Origin of the sequence: Peribacillus sp. NPDC101481, from assembly GCF_044767165.1 — a bacterium.
In the GTDB taxonomy this organism is placed as follows: Bacteria; Bacillota; Bacilli; order Bacillales; family DSM-1321; genus Peribacillus.
In genome coordinates this window covers 678,780-699,987 of the sequence record NZ_JBIWNJ010000001.1, presented here as the reverse complement: position 1 = coordinate 699,987, position 21,208 = coordinate 678,780, and the positions used below count along the sequence as shown (strand labels likewise).

General features: G+C 40.7%; 18 protein-coding genes. 16 read left to right on the top strand and 2 right to left on the bottom strand.

Translation table 11 applies throughout. The features are described 5' to 3' along the window. Nucleotides 1-11 precede the first annotated feature (11 nt). From ACIROD_RS03290 to ACIROD_RS03250, 9 genes are all read left to right on the top strand, one after another. On the top strand, nt 12-1,424 hold the full coding sequence (locus ACIROD_RS03290; protein ID WP_230176887.1) for a purine-cytosine permease family protein: 1,413 nt from the start codon (nt 12-14) through the stop codon (nt 1,422-1,424). 47 nt (nt 1,425-1,471) lie between these two features. Beyond that, on the top strand, nt 1,472-2,458 hold the full coding sequence (locus ACIROD_RS03285; protein WP_402937908.1) for a heme-dependent oxidative N-demethylase family protein: 987 nt from the start codon (nt 1,472-1,474) through the stop codon (nt 2,456-2,458). Between the two features lie 16 nt (nt 2,459-2,474). Next, complete coding sequence (locus ACIROD_RS03280) at nt 2,475-2,993, top strand: hypothetical protein (RefSeq protein WP_101222304.1); 519 nt, start codon at nt 2,475-2,477, stop codon at nt 2,991-2,993. A 5-nt stretch (nt 2,994-2,998) separates the two neighbouring features. Beyond that, a complete protein-coding gene (locus ACIROD_RS03275) occupies nt 2,999-3,964 on the top strand; it encodes a PDR/VanB family oxidoreductase (protein WP_402937906.1) in 966 nt (321 codons plus the stop codon). Between the two features lie 50 nt (nt 3,965-4,014). Further along, nucleotides 4,015-5,508 carry an aldehyde dehydrogenase family protein gene (locus ACIROD_RS03270; protein WP_402937903.1) on the top strand — a complete coding sequence of 498 codons (1,494 nt, stop codon included), beginning with the start codon at nt 4,015-4,017 and terminating at the stop codon, nt 5,506-5,508. A gap of 816 nt (nt 5,509-6,324) precedes the next feature. Then, nucleotides 6,325-7,929: a sigma-54 interaction domain-containing protein gene (locus tag ACIROD_RS03265; RefSeq protein WP_402937900.1), complete on the top strand. Its 1,605-nt coding sequence runs from the start codon at nt 6,325-6,327 to the stop codon at nt 7,927-7,929. 133 nt (nt 7,930-8,062) lie between these two features. Further along, complete coding sequence (locus tag ACIROD_RS03260; protein WP_101222301.1) at nt 8,063-9,214, top strand: iron-containing alcohol dehydrogenase; 1,152 nt, start codon at nt 8,063-8,065, stop codon at nt 9,212-9,214. Between the two features lie 14 nt (nt 9,215-9,228). Continuing rightward, entirely contained in the window at nt 9,229-10,620 is a 1,392-nt protein-coding gene (locus tag ACIROD_RS03255) for a hypothetical protein (protein ID WP_402937897.1), read from the top strand. After that, a complete protein-coding gene (locus ACIROD_RS03250) occupies nt 10,617-12,056 on the top strand; it encodes an NAD-dependent succinate-semialdehyde dehydrogenase (protein ID WP_260358940.1) in 1,440 nt (479 codons plus the stop codon). Before ACIROD_RS03255 ends, ACIROD_RS03250 begins: the two co-directional genes overlap by 4 nt. 92 nt (nt 12,057-12,148) lie before the next feature. Here ACIROD_RS03250 and anmK read toward each other — a convergent pair whose 3' ends face one another. Further along, nucleotides 12,149-13,321 (bottom strand): anhydro-N-acetylmuramic acid kinase AnmK, encoded by a 1,173-nt coding sequence (gene anmK, locus ACIROD_RS03245; protein WP_402937893.1) that lies wholly within the window; start codon nt 13,319-13,321, stop codon nt 12,149-12,151. Nucleotides 13,322-13,438: 117 nt separating this feature from the next. Further along, nucleotides 13,439-15,049 carry a glycoside hydrolase family 10-like protein gene (locus tag ACIROD_RS03240; protein WP_402937890.1) on the bottom strand — a complete coding sequence of 537 codons (1,611 nt, stop codon included), beginning with the start codon at nt 15,047-15,049 and terminating at the stop codon, nt 13,439-13,441. A gap of 339 nt (nt 15,050-15,388) precedes the next feature. Here ACIROD_RS03240 and murQ point away from each other — a divergent pair, with 339 nt between their 5' ends. From murQ to ACIROD_RS03205, 7 genes are all read left to right on the top strand, one after another. Further along, nucleotides 15,389-16,273, top strand: a complete 885-nt coding sequence (gene murQ / locus ACIROD_RS03235; protein ID WP_260358938.1) for an N-acetylmuramic acid 6-phosphate etherase — start codon at nt 15,389-15,391, stop codon at nt 16,271-16,273. A gap of 41 nt (nt 16,274-16,314) precedes the next feature. Then, nucleotides 16,315-16,620 carry a PTS sugar transporter subunit IIB gene (locus tag ACIROD_RS03230; protein ID WP_061463755.1) on the top strand — a complete coding sequence of 102 codons (306 nt, stop codon included), beginning with the start codon at nt 16,315-16,317 and terminating at the stop codon, nt 16,618-16,620. Nucleotides 16,621-16,669: 49 nt separating this feature from the next. Further along, nucleotides 16,670-17,959, top strand: a complete 1,290-nt coding sequence (locus tag ACIROD_RS03225; protein WP_402937886.1) for a PTS sugar transporter subunit IIC — start codon at nt 16,670-16,672, stop codon at nt 17,957-17,959. 69 nt (nt 17,960-18,028) lie between these two features. Further along, complete coding sequence (locus ACIROD_RS03220) at nt 18,029-18,313, top strand: hypothetical protein (RefSeq protein ID WP_101222294.1); 285 nt, start codon at nt 18,029-18,031, stop codon at nt 18,311-18,313. A gap of 35 nt (nt 18,314-18,348) precedes the next feature. Then, entirely contained in the window at nt 18,349-19,695 is a 1,347-nt protein-coding gene (locus ACIROD_RS03215; RefSeq protein WP_402937882.1) for a 6-phospho-beta-glucosidase, read from the top strand. Between the two features lie 80 nt (nt 19,696-19,775). Continuing rightward, complete coding sequence (locus tag ACIROD_RS03210) at nt 19,776-20,105, top strand: PTS lactose/cellobiose transporter subunit IIA (RefSeq protein ID WP_101222292.1); 330 nt, start codon at nt 19,776-19,778, stop codon at nt 20,103-20,105. A gap of 14 nt (nt 20,106-20,119) precedes the next feature. Next, nucleotides 20,120-21,205 carry a DUF871 domain-containing protein gene (locus tag ACIROD_RS03205; protein WP_402937879.1) on the top strand — a complete coding sequence of 362 codons (1,086 nt, stop codon included), beginning with the start codon at nt 20,120-20,122 and terminating at the stop codon, nt 21,203-21,205. The last annotated feature ends 3 nt before the right edge of the window (nt 21,206-21,208 follow it).

Sequence of the window (21,208 nt, the reverse complement as noted above, 5' to 3'; positions counted from 1 at the left end):
GAGAGAAGCGTGTGAGCAAAGAGAATTCCTCCATTTCAAAGGATGTGGCCTTTGGGTTCTTACCGGCAAGTAAAAATGACCGGATTTTTAACCTTCGGGATTTAATTTTAGTTCAAGTTGTTATTGGCCTCTCATCTTTTGGGCTGTTAACTGGTGGATACACAGGTACAATGCTTGACGCGAAGCAGTCACTTGCAGCGATTTTATTCGGTAATGCCTTCCCTATGCTGTTGATAGTTCCCATTACCCTTTATTTTGCGCGTTATGGCATAGACACTTTTGTAGGGTTTCGAAGTTCACTTGGGTATTTAGGATCGAATATCTTTTTCTTTGTTTTTCTTATTTTAACTCTCGGCTATATTTCCATCGCGCTTTTTATGTCCGGCCAGGCGTTAGCAGAGGCGGCTAATTGGATGGGCATGCCCGCGATTTTCTCAAGCCAAGCAACGGGAGCGCCGTTTTTCTCGATTTTGCTTTTCGTCTGTGCATTCCTTGTAACGGTGAGGGGACCGGTAGCGATTCAAAAATATACCGCAGTAGCCGTTCCAGTTTTTATGGTTCTCATGTTTGGCCTGCTCGCAATAGTCTTGTTTGGACAGGGGTTCACGGAAGTGGCTCATATACTTCCTTCTGAGCCATTTGAAACGAGTTCTCGTTCATTCGCGACAGCCCTGGAGTTAAACATCGGTCTCGGCTTTTCATGGCTTCCGTACCTTGGCCAATACAGCCGTTTATCTAAAACAGAAGGAGGAGCATTTAAAGCGGGATTTTACAGCTATGGAATCATCGTCTGTATCGCCGCGTTAGTTGGGGCACTTGCTGCATTAGTCACTGGTTCTCTTAATCCTTCTGACTGGATGTTTTCCATCGCAGGAAGTTGGGGCGGCTTCATTGGCTTGATTTTACTTTCGGTAGGGAATGTCGGTGCAGCCATATTCCTTATGTACTCACAAGCTGTCAGCTTTAAAACTGTATTCCCGAAAAAGTCATGGATGATTGCGATGGGTACAACCGTACCGACTATATTCTTACTTCTAAGCTCAACGTTCTACGATGCCTTTGGTTCATTCATTGCTGTCATCTCTTTTATAATGGCTGTTCTCGGCGGGATTGTCGTTGCAGATTACTTCTTTGTAAAGCGCCAACGCATTTCAATAAGGGATTTGTATGACACGCAAGGCTCTTATACCTATTGGAAAGGCATTAACCCTTCGGCCGTTCTCACGGTGGTTATCGGAACGACCGTTTACTGGGCACTCTATAATCCATTGACTTTTGAAGCAAGTGGCTTTTTCCTTTATACAGCTGCCGGAATTCCAACATACTTTGTCGCTTTAGTCACCTACTATGTTTCATCTAAATACATTTTCCGTTATGAAGTTGACATGGAGCGTCCATCCGTGGAATTAAAGGAAGCTAAATAGAAAAAAACTCACTTTAAAGAATCTAGGGAACGAGAGGAGATTGTTCAATGTTTACACAAAGTTTAGATTTCAAAACAACAGATTTAGATACATTCCCATTTCCATTCACTTCAGGTAACTATCGTTATTCAAACGACTTGAAAAAACTCTCAAACGTTAACTGTATTGAAGTTACACCAGAATACAAACTCCAAGTGGAAACGAAGCGTCGTCTCCTTCAAGAACAGCCGCATATAAGGTTTCAATCTTTTTCACACACAATGGAAATGCAATGGGGAGTATTGGAAATGCTGATTGACATGGCAGCTGATCGCTATCCGGAGCATTTCGAGGTCATTAAAGATGGTGACAACTGGACTTTCAAGAACCACATATTCGGGGAATCCGATTCATTCGTATATGGCGATGCCAGCACGCTTCCAAATGAGCCGCTTGATTATATAGGCCGCCATTTCCATAATGATTTTGTTTTAATGGTTCATCGCGATAGTAATTTCTACTTGGAAGTGGGGCAAGTTTCATACGCTGCACTCTTCTCGGCTAACTGGAATAAAGGCATGTCCTTTGATGAGATCCATGCACCTGTTCCATTCGTATCACGGAAAGGTGATGAACTCGCAGATCGCGTTCGTAAGTTTTTATTATCCATCGAGCCAGGAAAGCCATGGACACGCATTAACTGGAACCTGATGGCGGACCGTTGGGATGTCAACTATGAAACGATGGATGTATGGGGACCGCAGCGCTCTGAAATAACACCGGAAAATGCAGGTAAACTTGTTCGTTTGCGCGTTGAAGAACAAAAATTTTATCGCATGCCACGAAGCAACGCCATTCTATTCGTATTGAATACTCAGTTCCTGCCGCTGGAGGATTTGACAATGCGCCAGGAGTGGTTTGATCTGACATATAGCGTACTGCAGGATATTCCGGAACCTATGGCTGAATACAAAGGAATTGCCCCGTTTCTTTCGCAATCGGTCGAATATTTGAGGAGTATTGATGAAAAACAAAAAAGCGAAGATAAACAATAAGTAGGAGGATAGGGCCTTGTACAATAGTCCAGTATTGTTTGATAAATCCATTACGATCGTAAATAAATTTACTCCTCGGAATGAACGAAGAAAGTTTGTCGTCATTTCTGATCAAGCCGGATATGAAAAGGCGAAAAGTTTCACTTCTGAAATCGCAGGAACAGTGCCTGTTGAATGTCTTTCCATTAATGGAATGGAAGATAAAGAGGAGATTAAGAGAGTCATCTTGTCACAAAAGATGGGCACCCAATTTTATATTGCGGCAGCTTGGAACAATGCCGTAATGATCTTCTCGCTCGGGGTGGAAGCTGGTCTATCTGAAGCTGAGATCCAGACGGTGATTATCGGCCCTAAACGGCGGTATGTATATTGCATGAAATGTTTCGAAGTGTCGGAAATCGCAGAAGAAGCCGAAATTGCAGAATGTGACCATTGCAAAGCCAGTCTTGAAATAGGACCATTTTATTCAATCGTACGGGAAGGTTATATTGGTTACCCATTCATCCCAATCGGAAAAGAAGAAGTAGGGAGCTGATCATCATGCGGGTAGTAGGAAATATTCAAATGAAAGTAAACAAGATCATTCAAGAAACTCCATTCGTAAAACAGTTCGAATTGATTCCAGTTGATGGAAAACCATTGCCTGCTTTTACTGGCGGTTCGCATTTGACCACTTTCATGCCGGTAGGGGATACGATAATCGAGCGAGAATATTCCCTTATCAGCAACCCAAGGGACCGTAAAAAATATGCTATTTCCATTCGGCGTGATGAGGCGTCACGCGGAGGTTCCGCTTTCTGGCATGATCATGTAACAATAGATTCCAGATTGGAAGTCAGCTTCCCTAAAAACAACTTCCCTCTCAGCTTTCGAGCTAAGCATCATGCATTTTATGCAGCTGGAATCGGCATCACTCCATTTCTGGCAATGATGGAAGATATGGCTGCCGAAGGACAAACCTTCGAACTTCATTATGCAGCACGCACACCGGAATTATGTGCTTTTTATGATCTGTTGAAAGCCAAATATCCTGATCAATGCACCTTTTATTTTTCGCAGGCAGAAGATAAACGCAGAATGATGCCTGAGACGATGATGGATCATCGCATTGGCACGCATGTATATTTTTGCGGACCAATCGAGATGGTACAAGAGTACCGAAAAGCTGCCAGTTCATATGGTTATCCGGAACATGCGATTCACTTTGAATTATTTGCGACAAAACATGACGGGCCGCATGAACCTTTCATTGTCGACCTTACAGACAGCGATCGGTCCATCCGTGTTCATGAAGGTGAAACACTGCTTGATGCGCTTTTAAGGGAAGGCATTGATGCACCTTATTCTTGTAAAGTGGGCGGGTGCGGAAGTTGTGAGGTGGATGTTGCAGAAGGTGAAGTGGATCACCGTGATTTCTTCCTTAGCGAAGAAAACCGCCAAACACGCAACTCAATCCTGACATGCTGCTCACGTGCGAAGGACGACAGACTTGTTATAAAACTTTAACGGTTCCTTAAAGAGAAAACTAAAAAATAATGAAAACGGAGGAATGAAACATGACAATTTTAGAAACGGCAGTTTTAGAGCTTAAAAATTACATCGACGGTAAGTGGCAGACCTCATCTTCAAATGAAGTAATCCCGGTAATCAACCCTGCAACACAGGAAGTCATTGCAAGGGCTCCGCGTGCCACCAAGGAAGATACTGAAAAGGCAATCTCAGTTGCAAAGGCAGCTTTTGAAAGTGGAATCTGGTCAGGCCTAACAGCACAGGAGCGTGCTTCCTACCTATATAAAATCGCTGATAAAATAGATGAACGTGCTGAAGAGTTAACGATTCTCGAAACAATGGACAATGGGAAACTCAAAGCAGAGGCAGGTTTCGATATTGCGGATGCCGCCGCGTGTTTCCGTTACTATGCTGGTTTGGTGCTTCATCCAGAAGGGGAAACTTATCAAGTTCCCGCTCCAGTACAAGCGATGGTTGTTCGTGAGCCAGTAGGTGTAGCCGGTTTGATTGTACCTTGGAATTTTCCTCTTCTAATGAGTGTCTGGAAAATCGCACCGGCCCTTGCGGCAGGTAACACTATTGTATATAAACCGGCTGAAGTGACACCTGTTACAGCAATGAAATTATTTGAAATACTGGAGGAAGTAGGCATCCCTAAAGGTGTCGCTAATATGGTGATGGGCCGCGGCACTGTTGTCGGTCAAACCATTGCAGAAAGCAAGGATGTGGACATTGTTTCATTTACAGGAAGTACGGATGTTGGCCGAACAATCATGAGGGCGGCCGCGGGCAACTTAAAGAAAATTTCACTTGAGCTTGGCGGTAAATCACCTAATATCGTTTTTGCAGATGCAGATTTAGAGACGGCCGTCGATTACGGATTATTCGGCATCTTTTTCGGTGCCGGTCAAGTATGTTCATCAGGCAGCCGCATCCTGGTTGAGGAAAGTATTTATGATGAATATGTGAAACGGTATGTGGAACGCGCAAATAAAATCAAAGTAGGACCTGGCCTTGCGGAGGACAGCAACATGGGAGCAATTGTCAGCGAAGAGCAAATGAATAGCATTTTGAACTATATTGAAATCGGCAAACAGGAAGGTGCGACACTTGCAGCAGGCGGTTACCGTCTTGTTGATGAAGACCTTGACAAAGGATACTTCATTGCACCGACTGTATTCACCGATGTAACACCTGACATGCGCATCGTGCAGGAGGAAATTTTCGGGCCGGTAGTTGTCATTCAAAAGTTTAAAGATGAAGAAGAAGCTATTAAACTTGCAAATGATACAGACTACGGCCTTGCAGGCGGCGTCTTCACTAACGATGGGGCAAAAGGATTGCGAGTGATCAAGAAGGTACGGGCAGGCATCACATGGGTTAATGATTATCATCCAACATATGTCGAAGCGCCATGGGGCGGTTACAAACAGAGCGGGATTGGACGCAGTTTAGGAAAATACGGCTTGGATGAATACCAGGAAATTAAACAAATCAACATTAATCTCGATGTAAAACCGGTCGGCTGGTTTCCAAATTAAGCATCTCATTAGAAAGGAAGCAAATTACTATCTTTAATCAAATCAAAAAACCTAATCCAAATAAGTATTAAGTTTCAGTTTGGCGACAAAATGGGGTTAGGAGTCCGATTAGAGAGAATGTTTTTTTACTGTAATCCTCACTAGATTGAAGAGATTTGCGACACTCCTGCCTAATTACTGGCTAGTCATGACCCTATAGGCGCTTGCTTTGATGAGGCTTGGCAGACAGGCGGCGGAAAGGGAGTGGATCTCTTAAATCAGCTGCAACTTTTTTCAATAAAAAAAGCTGCAGGCAAACTGAGTTTTCATCGGGTTTGTCTACAGTCTGAAACCTAATCCAAATACGGATTAGGTTTTTTCAAACTGCAGAGAAGCTTTTTAAAGCACTTAACAACTTGTTCTTAAGCTTCAACTGAGAATTAAAAAATCTCAAGGAATGAGCCATTTTGCAGGGTTTATTATACAACAAAAGGACAAGATTTCCTGTGATGAGTGAAAATGGATTTGAGCATAAAAAACACCATTGATATGATAAAAGTAACATACAAATGCATTTTATCGTTTTAAACAGAAATAGGATATTGAGATTGAAACGTTTTTACCGGTGTAGCATTTATTCTTGGTGTCGTTGATTGTCGTACATAGTATCATTAAAAAGAAATGGACATTATATAATGCTCACACAATATAAGTTAATAAGTTTATTGCCTTCTTTAATTTGAAAAGACTAGGAAGCCGCCAGAACTTTCAAAAAGTCTTCAATCAAGGAGGAAGTGCTCTATCAAATATTAAAGACCAGTCAGGGAGTGGATATTGATGACTAAGTTTTATTCGGATATGACAGTGGAGGAAGCGATATCATGTTTCCCGATAGGAAGCACTGAAGTGGAAGTTTTGGATGATTCAGAGGATTTCATCGGATTTTTGACTATAGAGGCGTTATCTGCAGCAGTGCAGCAGAGTGATTTGACGAAGCCAATTTCTCATTTCATTACCGTTAATGCACCGCTGCAAAATTTACGGAATTACTCAATACCCTATGAACAATTTCAAGCATTCTTCGAGAGTGATTTATGCAAGGTTGTATTTAATGCCCTGTATGATGGGGTGTATATCACGGATGGTGATGGAACGACATTATTTATCAATCAAGCGTATCAGCGTATTACTGGAATAAGAGAAGAGGAAATCATCGGAAAACCAATGAGTTATTTAATTGAGCAAGGCATGATATCCGTCTCTGCTTCATTGGACTCCATTCGAACGAAGAATCAAGTTACTTTGACACAAAGAATTCGAAATGGAAGAAAGATCATCGTATCGGCCACACCTATTCTATCGCCACAGAATGAAGTCATATTTGTCATTAATAGTGTTAGGGATATTACTGAATTAATCCGGATGAAGTATACGATTGACAGCCAAAAGTTATCTTTCCAACCTATTTCTCAATTATTGCCTGGCTCGGAACAGGTGAATTTACAGGAAATAATCATTGGTCCCTCTACAACTCCTTTATTCAAATTGGCTGATAAAGTAGCTAAAACGGATGCGAAGATCTTGTTACAGGGGGAAACGGGAGTAGGGAAGAGTTTAATCGCCAAGTACATACATGCCAAAAGCTCCAGGAGGGAAAAAATTTTCCTTGAATTAAATTGCGGAGCCATTCCAGCGAACTTGGTGGAATCTGAACTTTTTGGATATGAACCCGGGGCATTTACCGGATCCCTTAAGAATGGGAAAATGGGGATTTTTGAGAAAGTGAATGGTGGCACGTTATTTTTGGATGAGATTGGGGATTTACCTTTAGAGCTACAGGTAAAACTTTTGAAAGTGGTAGAAGAAAACAAGTTTATGAGAGTTGGTTCTACCGAAATGAAAGAAGTGGATGTCAGGTTAATTACAGCCACCCATCGCGATCTGGCCTCCCTCGTGCAAGAAGGATCTTTCCGTGAAGATCTTTATTACCGGCTTAATATCGTTTCCTTTGAAGTCCCGCCTTTACGCCAGCGAAAGGAAGAAACGATCCCGCTTTTAGAAATGTATTTGAAAAAATTCAATGAAAAATATGATGAAAAGAAAAAGATGACACCGGAATGCTATGAATGGCTGACGAACTATTCGTGGCCTGGCAATATACGTGAGCTTGCGAGTCTTGCAGAGCGGCTGGTCGTCACGACATATGATGATACGATTGATTTAACTAATTTACCATCTTTCATCCAGCCGGTCTTATCAAAAAAAACGACAACACATTCTTTGAAGGAAGCCGTTTCCGAGCTGGAGCGTTCCCTGATCCTGAATGCGATGAAGAAGTATGGGACTACAAGGGCCGCTGCCATCTCTTTGGATATCAGTCAAAGCGCTTTGGTGCAAAAAATGAAAAAATTTCACATGCGATTAGAAAACGAATCGAATTAGTTTATTTGATTTGTTTTCCACTCATTATTTATACTGTTACCCATGAAAAAAAGGTTATCCCCCTTATGAATTAAGCGTTTTCACACTTTGGCATGATTCCTGCATTAGTAAATACATGAAAGGGGAGATAACCATGAATATTTCTATTTTTTCTATGGCTAACAAATTGGTGACAGGAGCAGATTCTTTACAGCAGCTGACTGATGAGGTTACGCGATTAGGGATGAAGAATCCGTTGATCGTTACAGATAAAGTTTTAGTGGGTGCTGGGGTTGTACAAAGGGTTGAGGATTTACTTTCTGCAGAATGTGGTATTTTTTCGGATGTGAATCCAGAACCGGAAATTGAAATCGTTGAGCAATGTGTACGGTCAATCAAGGATGGAAAACATGATGGACTGATTGCGGTAGGCGGAGGAAGTGCGATGGATATTGCGAAAGCCTCTTCCGTCATGGCTACGAATTCCGGCAGCATCGAGACATATTTCGGTACGAACTTGATTGAAGTCCCAGGTCTACCTTTAATAGCCATACCGACGACGGCAGGAACAGGGTCAGAAGTGACGAATATTTCGATTTTATCGGACAAGAAAGAACAGGTTAAGAAGGGAATTGTAAGTCCGTACCTTTTACCGGATGTAGCGATTGTATCGCCCGTCATGACGCTGACTTGCCCGCCAAGTGTGACTGCTGCGAGTGGAGTGGATGCACTTGTTCATGCGGTCGAGGCTTATATTTCCAAATTTGCTTCGCCCGTTACGGATGCTTTGGCAATTGGGGCCATGAAGTTAATCGCAAAAAATTTACCAAAGGCTTATGCTGCGCCAGATAATCTGGAAGCACGTGAAGCGATGATCACTGGAAGCCTAATGGCAGGATTAGCTTTTGGAAATGCTGGTGTTGGAGCTGTTCATGCTTTAGCTTATCCTCTTGGAGGCCGCTTCCATTTATCACATGGAGTCAGCAATTCATTATTACTGCCATTTGTGATGAAGTGGAATAAAATTGCATGTTTGGAAAGGTTCCGCGAGATTGCTGAAGCACTTGGAGAGAAAGTCAATCATTTAAATGATGATGAGGCAGCGGATAAGGCTATAGAAGCGATGACCAGAATATGCCGTTATGTTGATATACCAGAGTCACTAAGTGAATTTGACATTCCTGAATCGGCTTTAAGTGAAATGGCTGCCGAGGCCATCAAACAAGTCCGTTTACTTCGCAATAATCCCCGTGCATTAAACGTCCGGGATATCGAAAAAATTTACCGTTCAGCCTATGGCTTTTAAGTGGAGGAAACAACATGAAATGGAAAAACCGTCGCTATGGAGAAGAGACATCGTATATACCTGCGGGACCTTTTAAAATTAGACTGCCATTTGTCCATTATCGTTTTGAGTGGCCTGACTATGTTCAAGGCTTATTGATGTGTGCAGTTGATCTTGGAGCTATTACACTGCTTGCAGACCATCTTGGTATGCCTTTTGATGTGGCTCTAGCCGTCGTTGTCTTGAATGGATTATTATACTTGGCGCATCATTTACTCGGGGACCCTGTTATACCAGGTTGGATTACACCTGCGGTTCCATTGCTTGTATTGTTCGTCGGGCAATTTCCCGAAGGACCTGATCGGGTCTATGCTCTCGTTGCATTTCAACTAACATTAGGTATTTTATCAATATTGCTAGGAATGACCGGACTTGCCAGTAAGGTCGTGCGATTAGTGCCGAATGCAATCAAATCAGGCATCATTTTAGGAGCGGGTATTGGTGCTGTCGTTTCCATTTTTGAAGTGGGTGGAAAGTTTGATTTATTTCCTTATACAATAAGCATTTGTATCGGCTTTGCCTTTTATCTGCTTTTTTCGAAAAGTTTTGGAAAATTGAAAATGCGAAACAAAGTTTGGATATTCATAGGCAATTTAGGGATATTGCCAGCAATCTTACTTGCTGTCTTTGTAGCCCCCATTTTTGGAGAAGCAAAATGGCCTGATATCCAATGGGGATTCAGCAGTCCGGATTTTGCTACGCTTTGGTCAGACTATACTGTTTTTGGTTTAGGTTTTCCCGCCTTGACCTTCTTTTTAAGTGCGATTCCAGCTGTTTTCGCTACTTATTTAGTCGTATTCGGGGATGTGCTCAAAACGAAAGCGCTGCTTTCTGAATCCGATGAGGTCAGGGAAGATGAAAAAGTGGACTATAATCCAAACAGAGCCCATTTAATTTTTGGTGGCCGAAATATGATCATGAGTTTTATCGGACCCGATATAACAATGTGCGGTCCGTTGTGGGCAGCCATGCAGGTCGTGGTTGTGGAGCGATTCAAGAATGGCAAGAAAGCCATGAATTCTTTCTTCGGCGGTGCCGGCTCGTTCCGTTGGGGTACGAATACAGGGTTATTCTTATTGCCGGTAGTAAGCCTGGTGGAACCAATTCTCGGTGTGGCCTTGGCCTTGACGCTTTTGGTTCAAGGATATGTTAGCGTACGCGTAGGCGTCATGCAGGCAAAGAGCCAACGCGACCTGGGAATTGCAGGAGTCGTAGCTGCCATCCTTGTTATAAAAGGTGCTGGAATGGCGTTTGCAGCAGGAATTTTATTATGTGCCCTTTTATATGGCAAGGACTTTTTCAAAGGTGAAAATGATAAGACATTTACAAATCATGAAGAAGAAGAAGAGGAGATTAAAGCAGGATGAAAAAAGTAGCGGAAAAATGGCCAATTTATATAAACGGCGAATCTATTCATACAGAAAGTCATTTTGTAGTGGAAAACCCAGCAACGTTGGAGCCTGTGGGCTATGTTCCGGACGCTAACGAAAAAGAGGCAAAGGCTGCAGTGGATGCAGCTCAGGCTGCTTTTCATACTTGGTCGAAAACAAGTGCATACCATAGGGCGGAATTACTTGAGAAGTGGTACACGATCATTGAGAACAGGCTTGATGAACTCGCAACGATCATGACATTGGAGCAAGGAAAGCCATTGGCAGAGGCAAAAGGTGAAATGAAATATGCTTCAAGTTTCGTGAAATGGTACGCTGAAGAAGCAAAGCGCAACTACGGGGAAATCATACCAGCCTCCGTTGCATCAAAGCGTATTTTAGTGCAAAAGCAGGCAGTCGGTGTCGTTGCTGCCATTACCCCGTGGAATTTTCCTGCTGCCATGATCACGAGGAAAGTGGCGCCAGCCCTTGCCGCAGGATGTACCGTGGTCATCAAACCAGCGGAACAAACACCTTTGACCGCTTTGCTATTAGTTGAAAGTGCCCATGAAGCAGGCATTCCGGCAGGCGTGATGAATATTGTAACTACACAGAAACCGGGAGATGTATCAGACGTGTGGATGAATGATTCACGTGTTAAAAAGATCACATTTACCGGCTCCACTCCTGTAGGGAAACATCTAATGAAAAAAGCCGCAGAAACAGTAAAAAAAGTCTCGCTTGAACTCGGTGGATTGGCTCCGTTCATCATTGCTGAGGATGCGAATATCGAAGAAGCTGTAAATGGTTTGATTCAATCAAAATTCCGGAATGCTGGACAAACATGTATTTGTGCGAATCGAATTTTCGTCCATGAAACAATCGAACAGCCGTTTTTACAAGCTTTTGAAGAAGCCGTTTTAACTTTGAAGGTTGGAAATGGAATGGAAGGAAACGATCTTGGTCCATTGATAGATGGAGCCGCAGTAAAAAAAGTACAGCTTCAATTAGAGGATGCTGCAAGTAAAGGGGCTATCATCCATAACACCTCAAAAGTCGATGAAAAACAAGGCCATTTTATCGCACCAGCCATACTTTCCAATGTAACGGATGATATGCTGTGCATGCAGGAAGAAACGTTTGGGCCAATTGCGCCAGTCAGTACATTCAAAACCGATAAAGAAGCTATAGATCGAGCCAATAATACGAATTTTGGCTTGGCAGCTTATGTGTATACCGAGTCATTAAATAAGGCAGTTGCCTATTCGGATGCTCTTGAATATGGGATTGTCGGTATTAATGACAGTGCCCCATCCACTGCCCAAGCACCATTTGGAGGAATGAAGGAAAGTGGTTTAGGCAGGGAAGGGGGACACTATGGCATGGATGAATATTTAGAAGTGAAGTATGTATCCATGCAGCTTGGCCAGTAAAATAAAACAGAAGAGTCCGCGATGATTCTTCAGGTTCAAAAAAGAGTGGAAGGCACATCAAATATCGATGTGCCTTCCACTTTTTTAAATGGTTAAAAAGTATTTTTATGCTCCTTCAGATATGAAGGAGGGAAGGTCATGCTTCCTAGGATGACATCGAAGTCAGCACCGGTAGCCTTGGGGACGTTACTCGTATTACCATGGAAAGTCTCATTTGCAAGTAATGCAAAGGCCACTGCTTCCTTCGCTTCAGAAGAGTACCCCAACTCTTCTTGAGTCAAAACTTGAATAGAATTTCCAAGCAGTGATTGCATCATATTTAATAACGTTTTGTTATAGCTGCCTCCGCCGCCAATTATCACTTCTTCAATATTGGTTTTTGGAAAGATGAATTTTCGATAGTTCTCCACAATCGACTTTGCTGTAAACATCGTTACTGTAGCTAAAATATCATGACTGGGAAGTGATTCAAACATCTTTAATAGTTTTACTACATATTGCTTGCCAAATAATTCCCTGCCAGTTGATTTTGGCGGAGGGCTCATAATAAAAGGATGGCTGATACAATAAGATAAAAGTTCGTCATTAATTTTTCCTTGTTTAGCTATGTTACCACCTTCGTCATAGCTAATATTGAACAATTGGCGGCATACTTCATCAATGATCATATTCCCAGGCCCTGTATCAAAGGCATACATGTCATTCAGAGATGCCTGCTTGGGTAAGACGGTTACATTTCCAATGCCCCCTATGTTTTGAAGTAATCTTCCCTTCGTTTCACTTCTATAAAGAATGTATTCGGTAAAAGGAACAAGAGGAGCTCCTTGTCCACCAGCAGCCATGTCCATCGTACGGAAATCAGAGATTACAAGTGTGTTTGTATCGTGAGCAATTACTGCAGCTTCCCCAATTTGCAAAGTGGAGGGTATATAATTTTGTTCTTTTAAAGGCTGGTGGTAAATGGTTTGTCCATGGGATCCAATAAGATCCAGTTTATTTATGGGAAATCCAGCTTTATGACAAACTTCCTTTACTGCATTGGCAAATAATTTTCCTAATTTAAAATTCAAACTGCATATTAACTGCACATTGGATGTTTCTGCAGATAAAGACTGCATAATTTCTTTTTCAATATCTTTTGGAAAAGGGCATGTCATGAACTCAATCATTTCCATTTCAGTCTCCAGTCCACTATTATTCACCCGAACAAGTGCAGCATCAATTCCATCCAGTGATGTTCCGGACATTAATCCAACTATGTACATCGTCATTCCACCTACTTCAATTCTTTTATAATCCTGACTTAGCATCATATGCAGCAGTGTATGCTGCCATTGTTCACTGAGATATAACACTTAAGCTATAAAGCTATTTCTTGAAAATCATTTTACTTTTATATAAATCTGCCTAGTTTGTTTACTTTCATTGTGGGTACGGTCCAATGCTGTCACAACATATGTGTAAGTCTTGCCTTTTTCTACACTGCCATCATTAAACAATTGACTTGTATTTTCTTTATGCACTGTGGCAAGTAAGTTCGTTGAATCTTCAATGTTTCCTTTTTTCTTCCCATCAAAACGATAAATGGCATAATAAGATGCATCTGATTTCTTATGATCGTGAATTTCAAATTGTATTCCATCTCCTGATTGTGTTGAATTTCTCACCATTGGAGCCTTTGGTGCATGATCATCAATCCAAGGCATGGCTGGAACCAATGCGGGATGCTTATAAATATCCCCGCTTAACCGATCTGCTATCCCAAGGGGGTTTTTCCGTAAATCTTTGGCACTGAAATGCATGCTTCCATCAAATTCCTTATATGTTCGATTCAGTTTTAACTGGTTTGGCATTTCTTCAGGATTGAACCAGTTTTGCACACCGTTGGACTCTGTATTAATTTTATAGTCTCCTTGTCCAATATAGAGTTGAACATTTTTACCTTCGACTTCTTTTGTCCACCAATCAAGAAGTTTGGCATAGTCAGCTACTGGCAATCCTATATTCCAATATAATTGAGGGGCAATATAATCAATATATCCATTATTGATCCACGTTCGGGTATCTGCATATAAATCATCATAATTCGTTTGTCCTGCGGCAGTGTCAGATCCTGTGGGATCAACTGCTTTGTTGCGCCAAACTCCAAATGGACTTATACCAAACTTCACATATGATTTTTCTGCCTTGATTTCTTCATTAATATTCTTAACAAGGTTATTTACATTATCCCTGCGCCAATCTTCAACATTTGAAAATCTATCTGCTCCATATTTTTGATAGGAAATTTCATCTGGGAAAGGTACTCCTGCAATCTTGTAAGGATAGAAATAATCGTCCATATGGACTGCATCGATATCATAATTCTTAACAACTTCCATTATTCCATCGATCACAAACCGTTGTACGCCAGGAATGCCTGGATCAAAGTACAATTGTTGTCCATATGGTATGACCCAATCCGGGTGCTTTCTGGCAGGGTGAGATTTCAGAAGATTATCAATATCCGATATTTCAGCTGTTTTACCTAAAGGCATAGTAATGCGGTAAGGATTAAACCACGCATGAAATTCCATATTACGCTCATGTGCTGCTTCTACCATGAATGCAAGAGGGTCATACCCGGGATCTTTTCCTTGGACTCCTGTTAAATATTTTGACCAAAGACCGTATTCAGAAGGATAAAAAGCATCCGCAGTGGGTTTAATTTGCATAACGACAGCATTCATTCCCATCGCTTTTTGTTCATCCAAATATTTTATGAATTCTTCTTTCTGTGCTGATATGGATAAACCAGGTTTGGAAGGCCAGTCAATATTTAACACACTTGCAATCCAAGTTGCGCGAAGTTCCTGTTTTACATAAGTCGTTGTTTGAGGAATTGTCCCAGATTCTGCATTTGCTTTCAAATCAGCTGGAAGGAGAAGTGATCCCCCCACCAAAGCGGCTAGAGCCAATGAACCCAATTTTTTCTTAGTAATTCTTTCATTCATCAATAGTACAACCTCATTTCATTACTAATATTTATATTTAATTATTTGTAAGCGTTAACAAATAATGAATATATGAATTTGTCATCTATGAATAGTGAGATAAGATCTAACAATAAAAAGAATCGTAGGTTTGGTTCACGAAATGGCTACTCGGTTTGCTTTTTAGTTTTTAGTAGAAAGCTAACATTCAACCAATCAATTTAGGTATCTTACTTTTATTTTAAAATTAAATTTTAAAAATGTATATACAATATTGAAATTAATTTTTAATAGTGATATATTCTCTATAGCAAATAAAGTTTCACCACTTCACCACTGAAATAAAAAAGGATGATATGTATGCTTGAGCATTTAACGACAGAGCGTCGTAATGAAAAGACCATGAGTTTAGATGAAATGGGAACACTGGAATTTTTAGAGGTGATGAACGAAGAAGACATTAAAGTTGCCCATTGTGTAAAAAAAGAACTTCCGCAAATTTCTAAAGCCGTGGAGATGATCGTTGAAGCCATGAATAAAAACGGCAGATTAATTTACATGGGTGCAGGAACAAGCGGGCGCATCGGTTTATTGGATGCAGTAGAATGTCCCCCAACATTCAATACCGATCCGAGTGAAGTAGTGGGTCTTATAGCTGGTGGGGAAAAGGCTTTCATTAAGGCGGTTGAAGGTGCTGAAGACAGTTTTGAATTAGGTCCTGAAGATTTGAAGAAAATCGAATTAACAAACAGGGACGTCGTAGTGGGCATTGCAGCTAGTGGACGCACTCCATATGTTATTGCTGGATTGGAATATGCCAATCAAGTTGGTGCAGGAACTGTGTCGATAAGCTGTAACAAAGGTTCTGAGATAGGTAAGATTGCAAAAGTTGCGATTGAAGTTGTAAACGGGCCTGAAGTCCTGACGGGTTCTACACGTTTAAAAGCTGGAACATCGCAAAAGTTAGTATGCAACATGCTTTCCACCGCCTCAATGGTTGGAGTAGGAAAAGTTTATGGTAATTTAATGGTAGATTTACAGTTAACTAATGAAAAGCTGGTTGAACGTGCAAAACGTATTATCATGGATGCTACTGACTGTAGCTATGAAATTGCAGATGAATACTTAGAAAAGGCACATGCCCAGCCTAAAATTGCAATTGTCATGATTTTAACGAATGTATCATATGAAGAAGCCTCAAATCGTTTAGTGAAAGCACAAGGATTCATAAGAAAAACGATTTAACGCTTTTAATAAAAAAAATAAAAAAATTGGAGGAACAAAGAATGAAAGTATTATTCGTATGCTCAGGTGGAATGTCTAGTGCAATCGTTGTAAGCGCTTTAAAAAAGGAAGGGGAAAAACAGGGTGTAACCATAGAAGTATTGGCAGTCGGCACTCAAGAATTTGATGCAGAAGTACGAAATGGCTGGGATGTTGCAATGGTAGCTCCGCAAGTCAAACATCGTTTCGATGGCTTTAAGGCATCGGCAGATGAAGCGGGCGTCCCATGTGAAGCCATTCCAGCCCAAGCTTACAGCCCTCTTGGCGGACCTAAACTATTAAAACTGGTAACGGAACTAGCAAAATAATAAACTAATTACTATTTCTTTTCACTAAACGTAAAAGGGGAAAACACGAATGGACAAGTTTGTAGCTTTTTTAGAAAATAATCTTTCAACACCTATGGCTAAATTGTCTGAGCAAAAACATTTACGCGCGATTCGGGATGGTGTGGTTTCTGCGTTACCTTTCATCATCTTTGGAAGTTTATTCTTGATCATTGCATTTCCGCCCGTTGCAGCAGATACTGCATTAGGTGAATGGTCTGCAAAACATATCGCTGAAATTTTAATACCATATCGATTAACGATGTTTATCATGACGCTATATATTACTTTTGGTATAGGCTACAGTTTATCTCAAAGCTATAAACTTGACCCGCTATCTGGAGGTTTACTATCATTAGCAGCCTTCTTGTTCACAATTGGTGTAAAGATGATGGATGATGTGGGGTTTGTTTTGCCAATGACAAATCTCGGAGGCCATGGTCTTTTTGTAGGAATGATTGTATCCATTTTTGCTGTCGAAATTTTACGTCTTTGTAAGACAAAGAATATCACGATTAAAATGCCTGATTCTGTTCCAACTTCAGTGGCCCGTTCATTTGAAGCTTTAATACCAGTTTCAATTGTACTGCTTGTCATGACTTTAATTACAGTCGTTTTTGCTGTTGATTTACATTCACTTGTTGATAAAGCGGTTGCACCACTCATCAGTGCAGGCGATACATTGCCAGGTGTATTAATTCCAGTATTTTTGATTACATTCTTTTGGTCATTTGGTATTCATGGCGTTTCAGTAGTAGGTGCCGTAGCTCGTCCGGTATGGGAAGTATACTTGGGGAATAACTCGGCAGCAGTTGCAGCTGGAAAGGCAATTCCCCACATAGCTCCTGAAACATTCTTCCAATGGTTTATTTGGATTGGTGGGTCTGGTGCAACCTTGGGTTTGGTAATAGCCATGCTCTTAACGGCAAAATCCACCTATAGTAAAGCAATGGGGAAAGCAACAATTGTGCCAAGCATTTTTAACATCAATGAACCTGTTATCTTTGGGATGCCGATTGTATTGAACCCGGTACTTATTATTCCATTTATCATTACACCGCTAATTGGTGCGACACTTGCATATATAGCAACATCCATCGGACTTGTGAACCCGACATATGTAATGGTTCCCTGGACATTGCCCGCTCCAATAGGTGCCTACCTTTCAACAGGCGGTGATTGGAGAGCCGTTGTTCTCGTGATGGTGAATTTAACAATTTCAGTCCTTATTTATCTGCCATTCTTTAAGATGTACGATAAAAAGCTTCTAGCTCAGGAAAACGTGGTAGAAACAACGGATAAACAAAATATCGCTTTATAAGGAATACCTAAAAGGGAGTTTGGGACTAAATGCTCCAAACTCCTTTTATAAATTGAGGGGGGAAAGGATATGAATTCAACATCCAGAATTCACTTTTTTAGTTACAAAAGTGCCTTTCTATTTTTTAGCTTCATTCTTGTTTTTAATTTTATCTTTAACGGATTAATGGATGCCTTTGAGATAAATAAACAATTATCACTGTACTTGGGAAATACCTTTGCCATAAGTGCAGGATTGACGATGGTTGTTTGTTTTGTTGAAGGTAAGTTTAAAAACAAGAAACATGCATCACTATTATTCTTGTCTTTATTAGCGGTGAGCGCACTGATTTGCTATGTAATAATCTATAAATGAAAATTCAGATTAGCTAACTATGAGGTGTTAGGGGAATGGAAATGAAAAAAGGGTTGAAGATTGCCACAATTGGTGGAGGCTCCAGTTATACACCAGAATTAATAGAAGGTTTTATTAAACGATATGATGAGTTGCCAATTAGGGAACTGTGGTTAGTGGATATTGAGGCAGGAAAAGAAAAACTGGAGATTGTAGGAACCTTAGCAAAACGGATGGTTGAAAAAGCAGGACTTCCAATGGAAATACATCTAACGTTAGACCGCCGGCAAGCCTTGCAAAATGCCGATTTTGTCACGACGCAAATGAGAGTGGGCTTACTTGATGCACGAATCAAGGACGAGCGGATCCCGTTGGAATTAGGAATGATTGGTCAAGAAACAAACGGTGCAGGAGGATTGTCCAAAGCATTACGAACTATACCTATTATTCTGGAAATTGCAGAAGAAATGCAGGAGCTCTGCCCTGATGCTTGGTTGATTAACTTCACAAACCCAGCGGGGATGGTAACGGAAGCCCTTCTCCGCTACAGCAAGCATAAAAAAGTCATTGGGGTATGCAATGTTCCATTTAATATGCATATGTCAATTTCTAGCATGCTTGGTGTGGATAGGAAGAGAGTGCATATAGATTTCGCCGGGTTAAACCATATGGTATTCGGGCTGCATGTATTCGTTGATGATCAAGAAGTAACTGATAAAGTGCTTGAAATGCTTGGCAATCCTGAGATTCAGCTGACGATGAAGAATATTGCCCCATTGGCTTGGAACAGAAGATTTTTGAAATCCTTAGGAGTGGTGCCTTGCCCGTACCATCGTTATTATTACAAAACAAAAACGATTTTAGAAGAAGAATTGGAAGCATTCAAATCAGGGGAAACTCGAGCTGAAATTGTGAAAAGATTAGAAGAAGGTTTGTTTCACCTATACAAGGATGAAACCCTTGACATCAAGCCTCCGCAATTAGAGCAGCGCGGTGGAGCTTACTACAGTGATGCAGCGTGTAACGTCATTTCTTCTATTTATAATGATAAAAAAGACATTCAAGTGCTAAATGTACAAAACAATGGATCGCTTACTGATATTGATTATGATTCAGCAGTAGAAGTAAGCTGTATCGTCACGAAGAATGGACCAATTCCTTTGGCTATGGGGAAATTACCCATACAAGTGCATGGCTTAATCCAACAAATCAAATCATTTGAAAGAATTGGTGCAGAGGCAGCCGTTACAGGTTCTTATGATAAAGCATTATTGGCTTTAACGATTAACCCGCTTATTCCAAGTGATGACCTGGCGGAAATCGTTTTACAAAAACTTTTAAAAGCGCATGAAGAATACTTACCGCGATTCTTCAGTGAAAGTGCTGTTCCGACCATCAAGTGAATGGTGTTTTAAACAGTGAATATGGATTACAGTAATCCAATGAACCTTCATAATCTAACATAAAATAGGAGTGGAATGATATGTCAACTGAAATGAACAATAACGAAATGGAAATTTTTGAAATAATATCACATAGTGGAAATGCAAGAGGATTAGCATTCGAAGCACTGAAAGAAGCGGAAGAATTTAATTTTGAAAGTGCAGAAGAACTAATTAAACAAGGCCAGGAAGAATTGAACTTGGCCCATAAGACACAAACCAAGCTAATTCAAGCAGAATTGAATGGAGTTCCAAGTGAGAAAACTTTATTGATGATTCATGCTCAAGATCACTTGATGACGGCAATGAGCGAACAAAAACTAATTGAACATATGATTCGCATTGTAAAAAAGCTAGCCCCACAACAGTAAAGAGGTGATTAAAAATGGGTAAACTTGGTATATCTATCTATCCAGAGCATTCAACCGTCGAAAGAGACATGGAATACATTGCACTTGCACACAAATATGGATTCAAAAAGATCTTTACTTGCTTGCTTTCTGTCGAAGGTGATAAAGAGAAGATATTAAAAGAATTTAAAGAAACGATAGTTTATGCCAATCAATTGAATATGGAAGTGATGGTCGATATTGCTCCCCGTGTATTCGGTTCACTAGGCATTTCTTATAATGACTTATCGTTTTTTGCAGAATTAGGTGCATATGGAATCAGGCTGGACATGGGTTTTACAGGTAACGAAGAGTCGGTTATGACACATAATCCATATGACCTGAAAATTGAAATAAACATGAGCAATGCAACAAAATATTTAGATAATATTATGGATTACAAACCAAATAAAGAGAATTTAGTTGGATCGCACAACTTCTATCCGCATCGCTATGCAGGATTGAGCTATCCTCATTTTATAAAATGCTGTGAGTCATTCAAAAAGCATAATATCCGCACGGCAGCTTTCATCAGCTCACATGCAGCAACGTACGGTCCTTGGCCTGTAACGGAAGGATTATGTACTTTAGAAATGCACCGGGAATTGCCGATTACAACACAAGCGAAACATTTGTATGCGACAGGGTTGATTGATGATGTAATCATTGCAAATGCTTACGCATCTGAAGATGAATTGAAGCAGCTTAGCCTGTTAAACAGCGGTCTGTTAACATTTAATGTTAACCTTCACGAAACCATAACAGCACTAGAGAAAAAAATAGTATTGGAAGAATTCCATTTTTACCGTGGAGATGTTTCCGATTATTTAATTCGCTCGACTCAATCACGTGTGAAATATAAGAGCGAAGAATTTAAACCAACATATACGCCTGATATCAGGCGCGGTGATATTTTAATTGAAAATGAGCTCTATGGACAATATAAAGGGGAATTGCAGATTGCATTAAAGGAAATGAAGAATTTGGGGAAAACAAATGTAGTTGGCCGAATAACAGAAGAGGAAATTTTTCTTCTCGATTATTTGGAACCATGGGGGAAATTCCAATTCAATATTAATTGATCA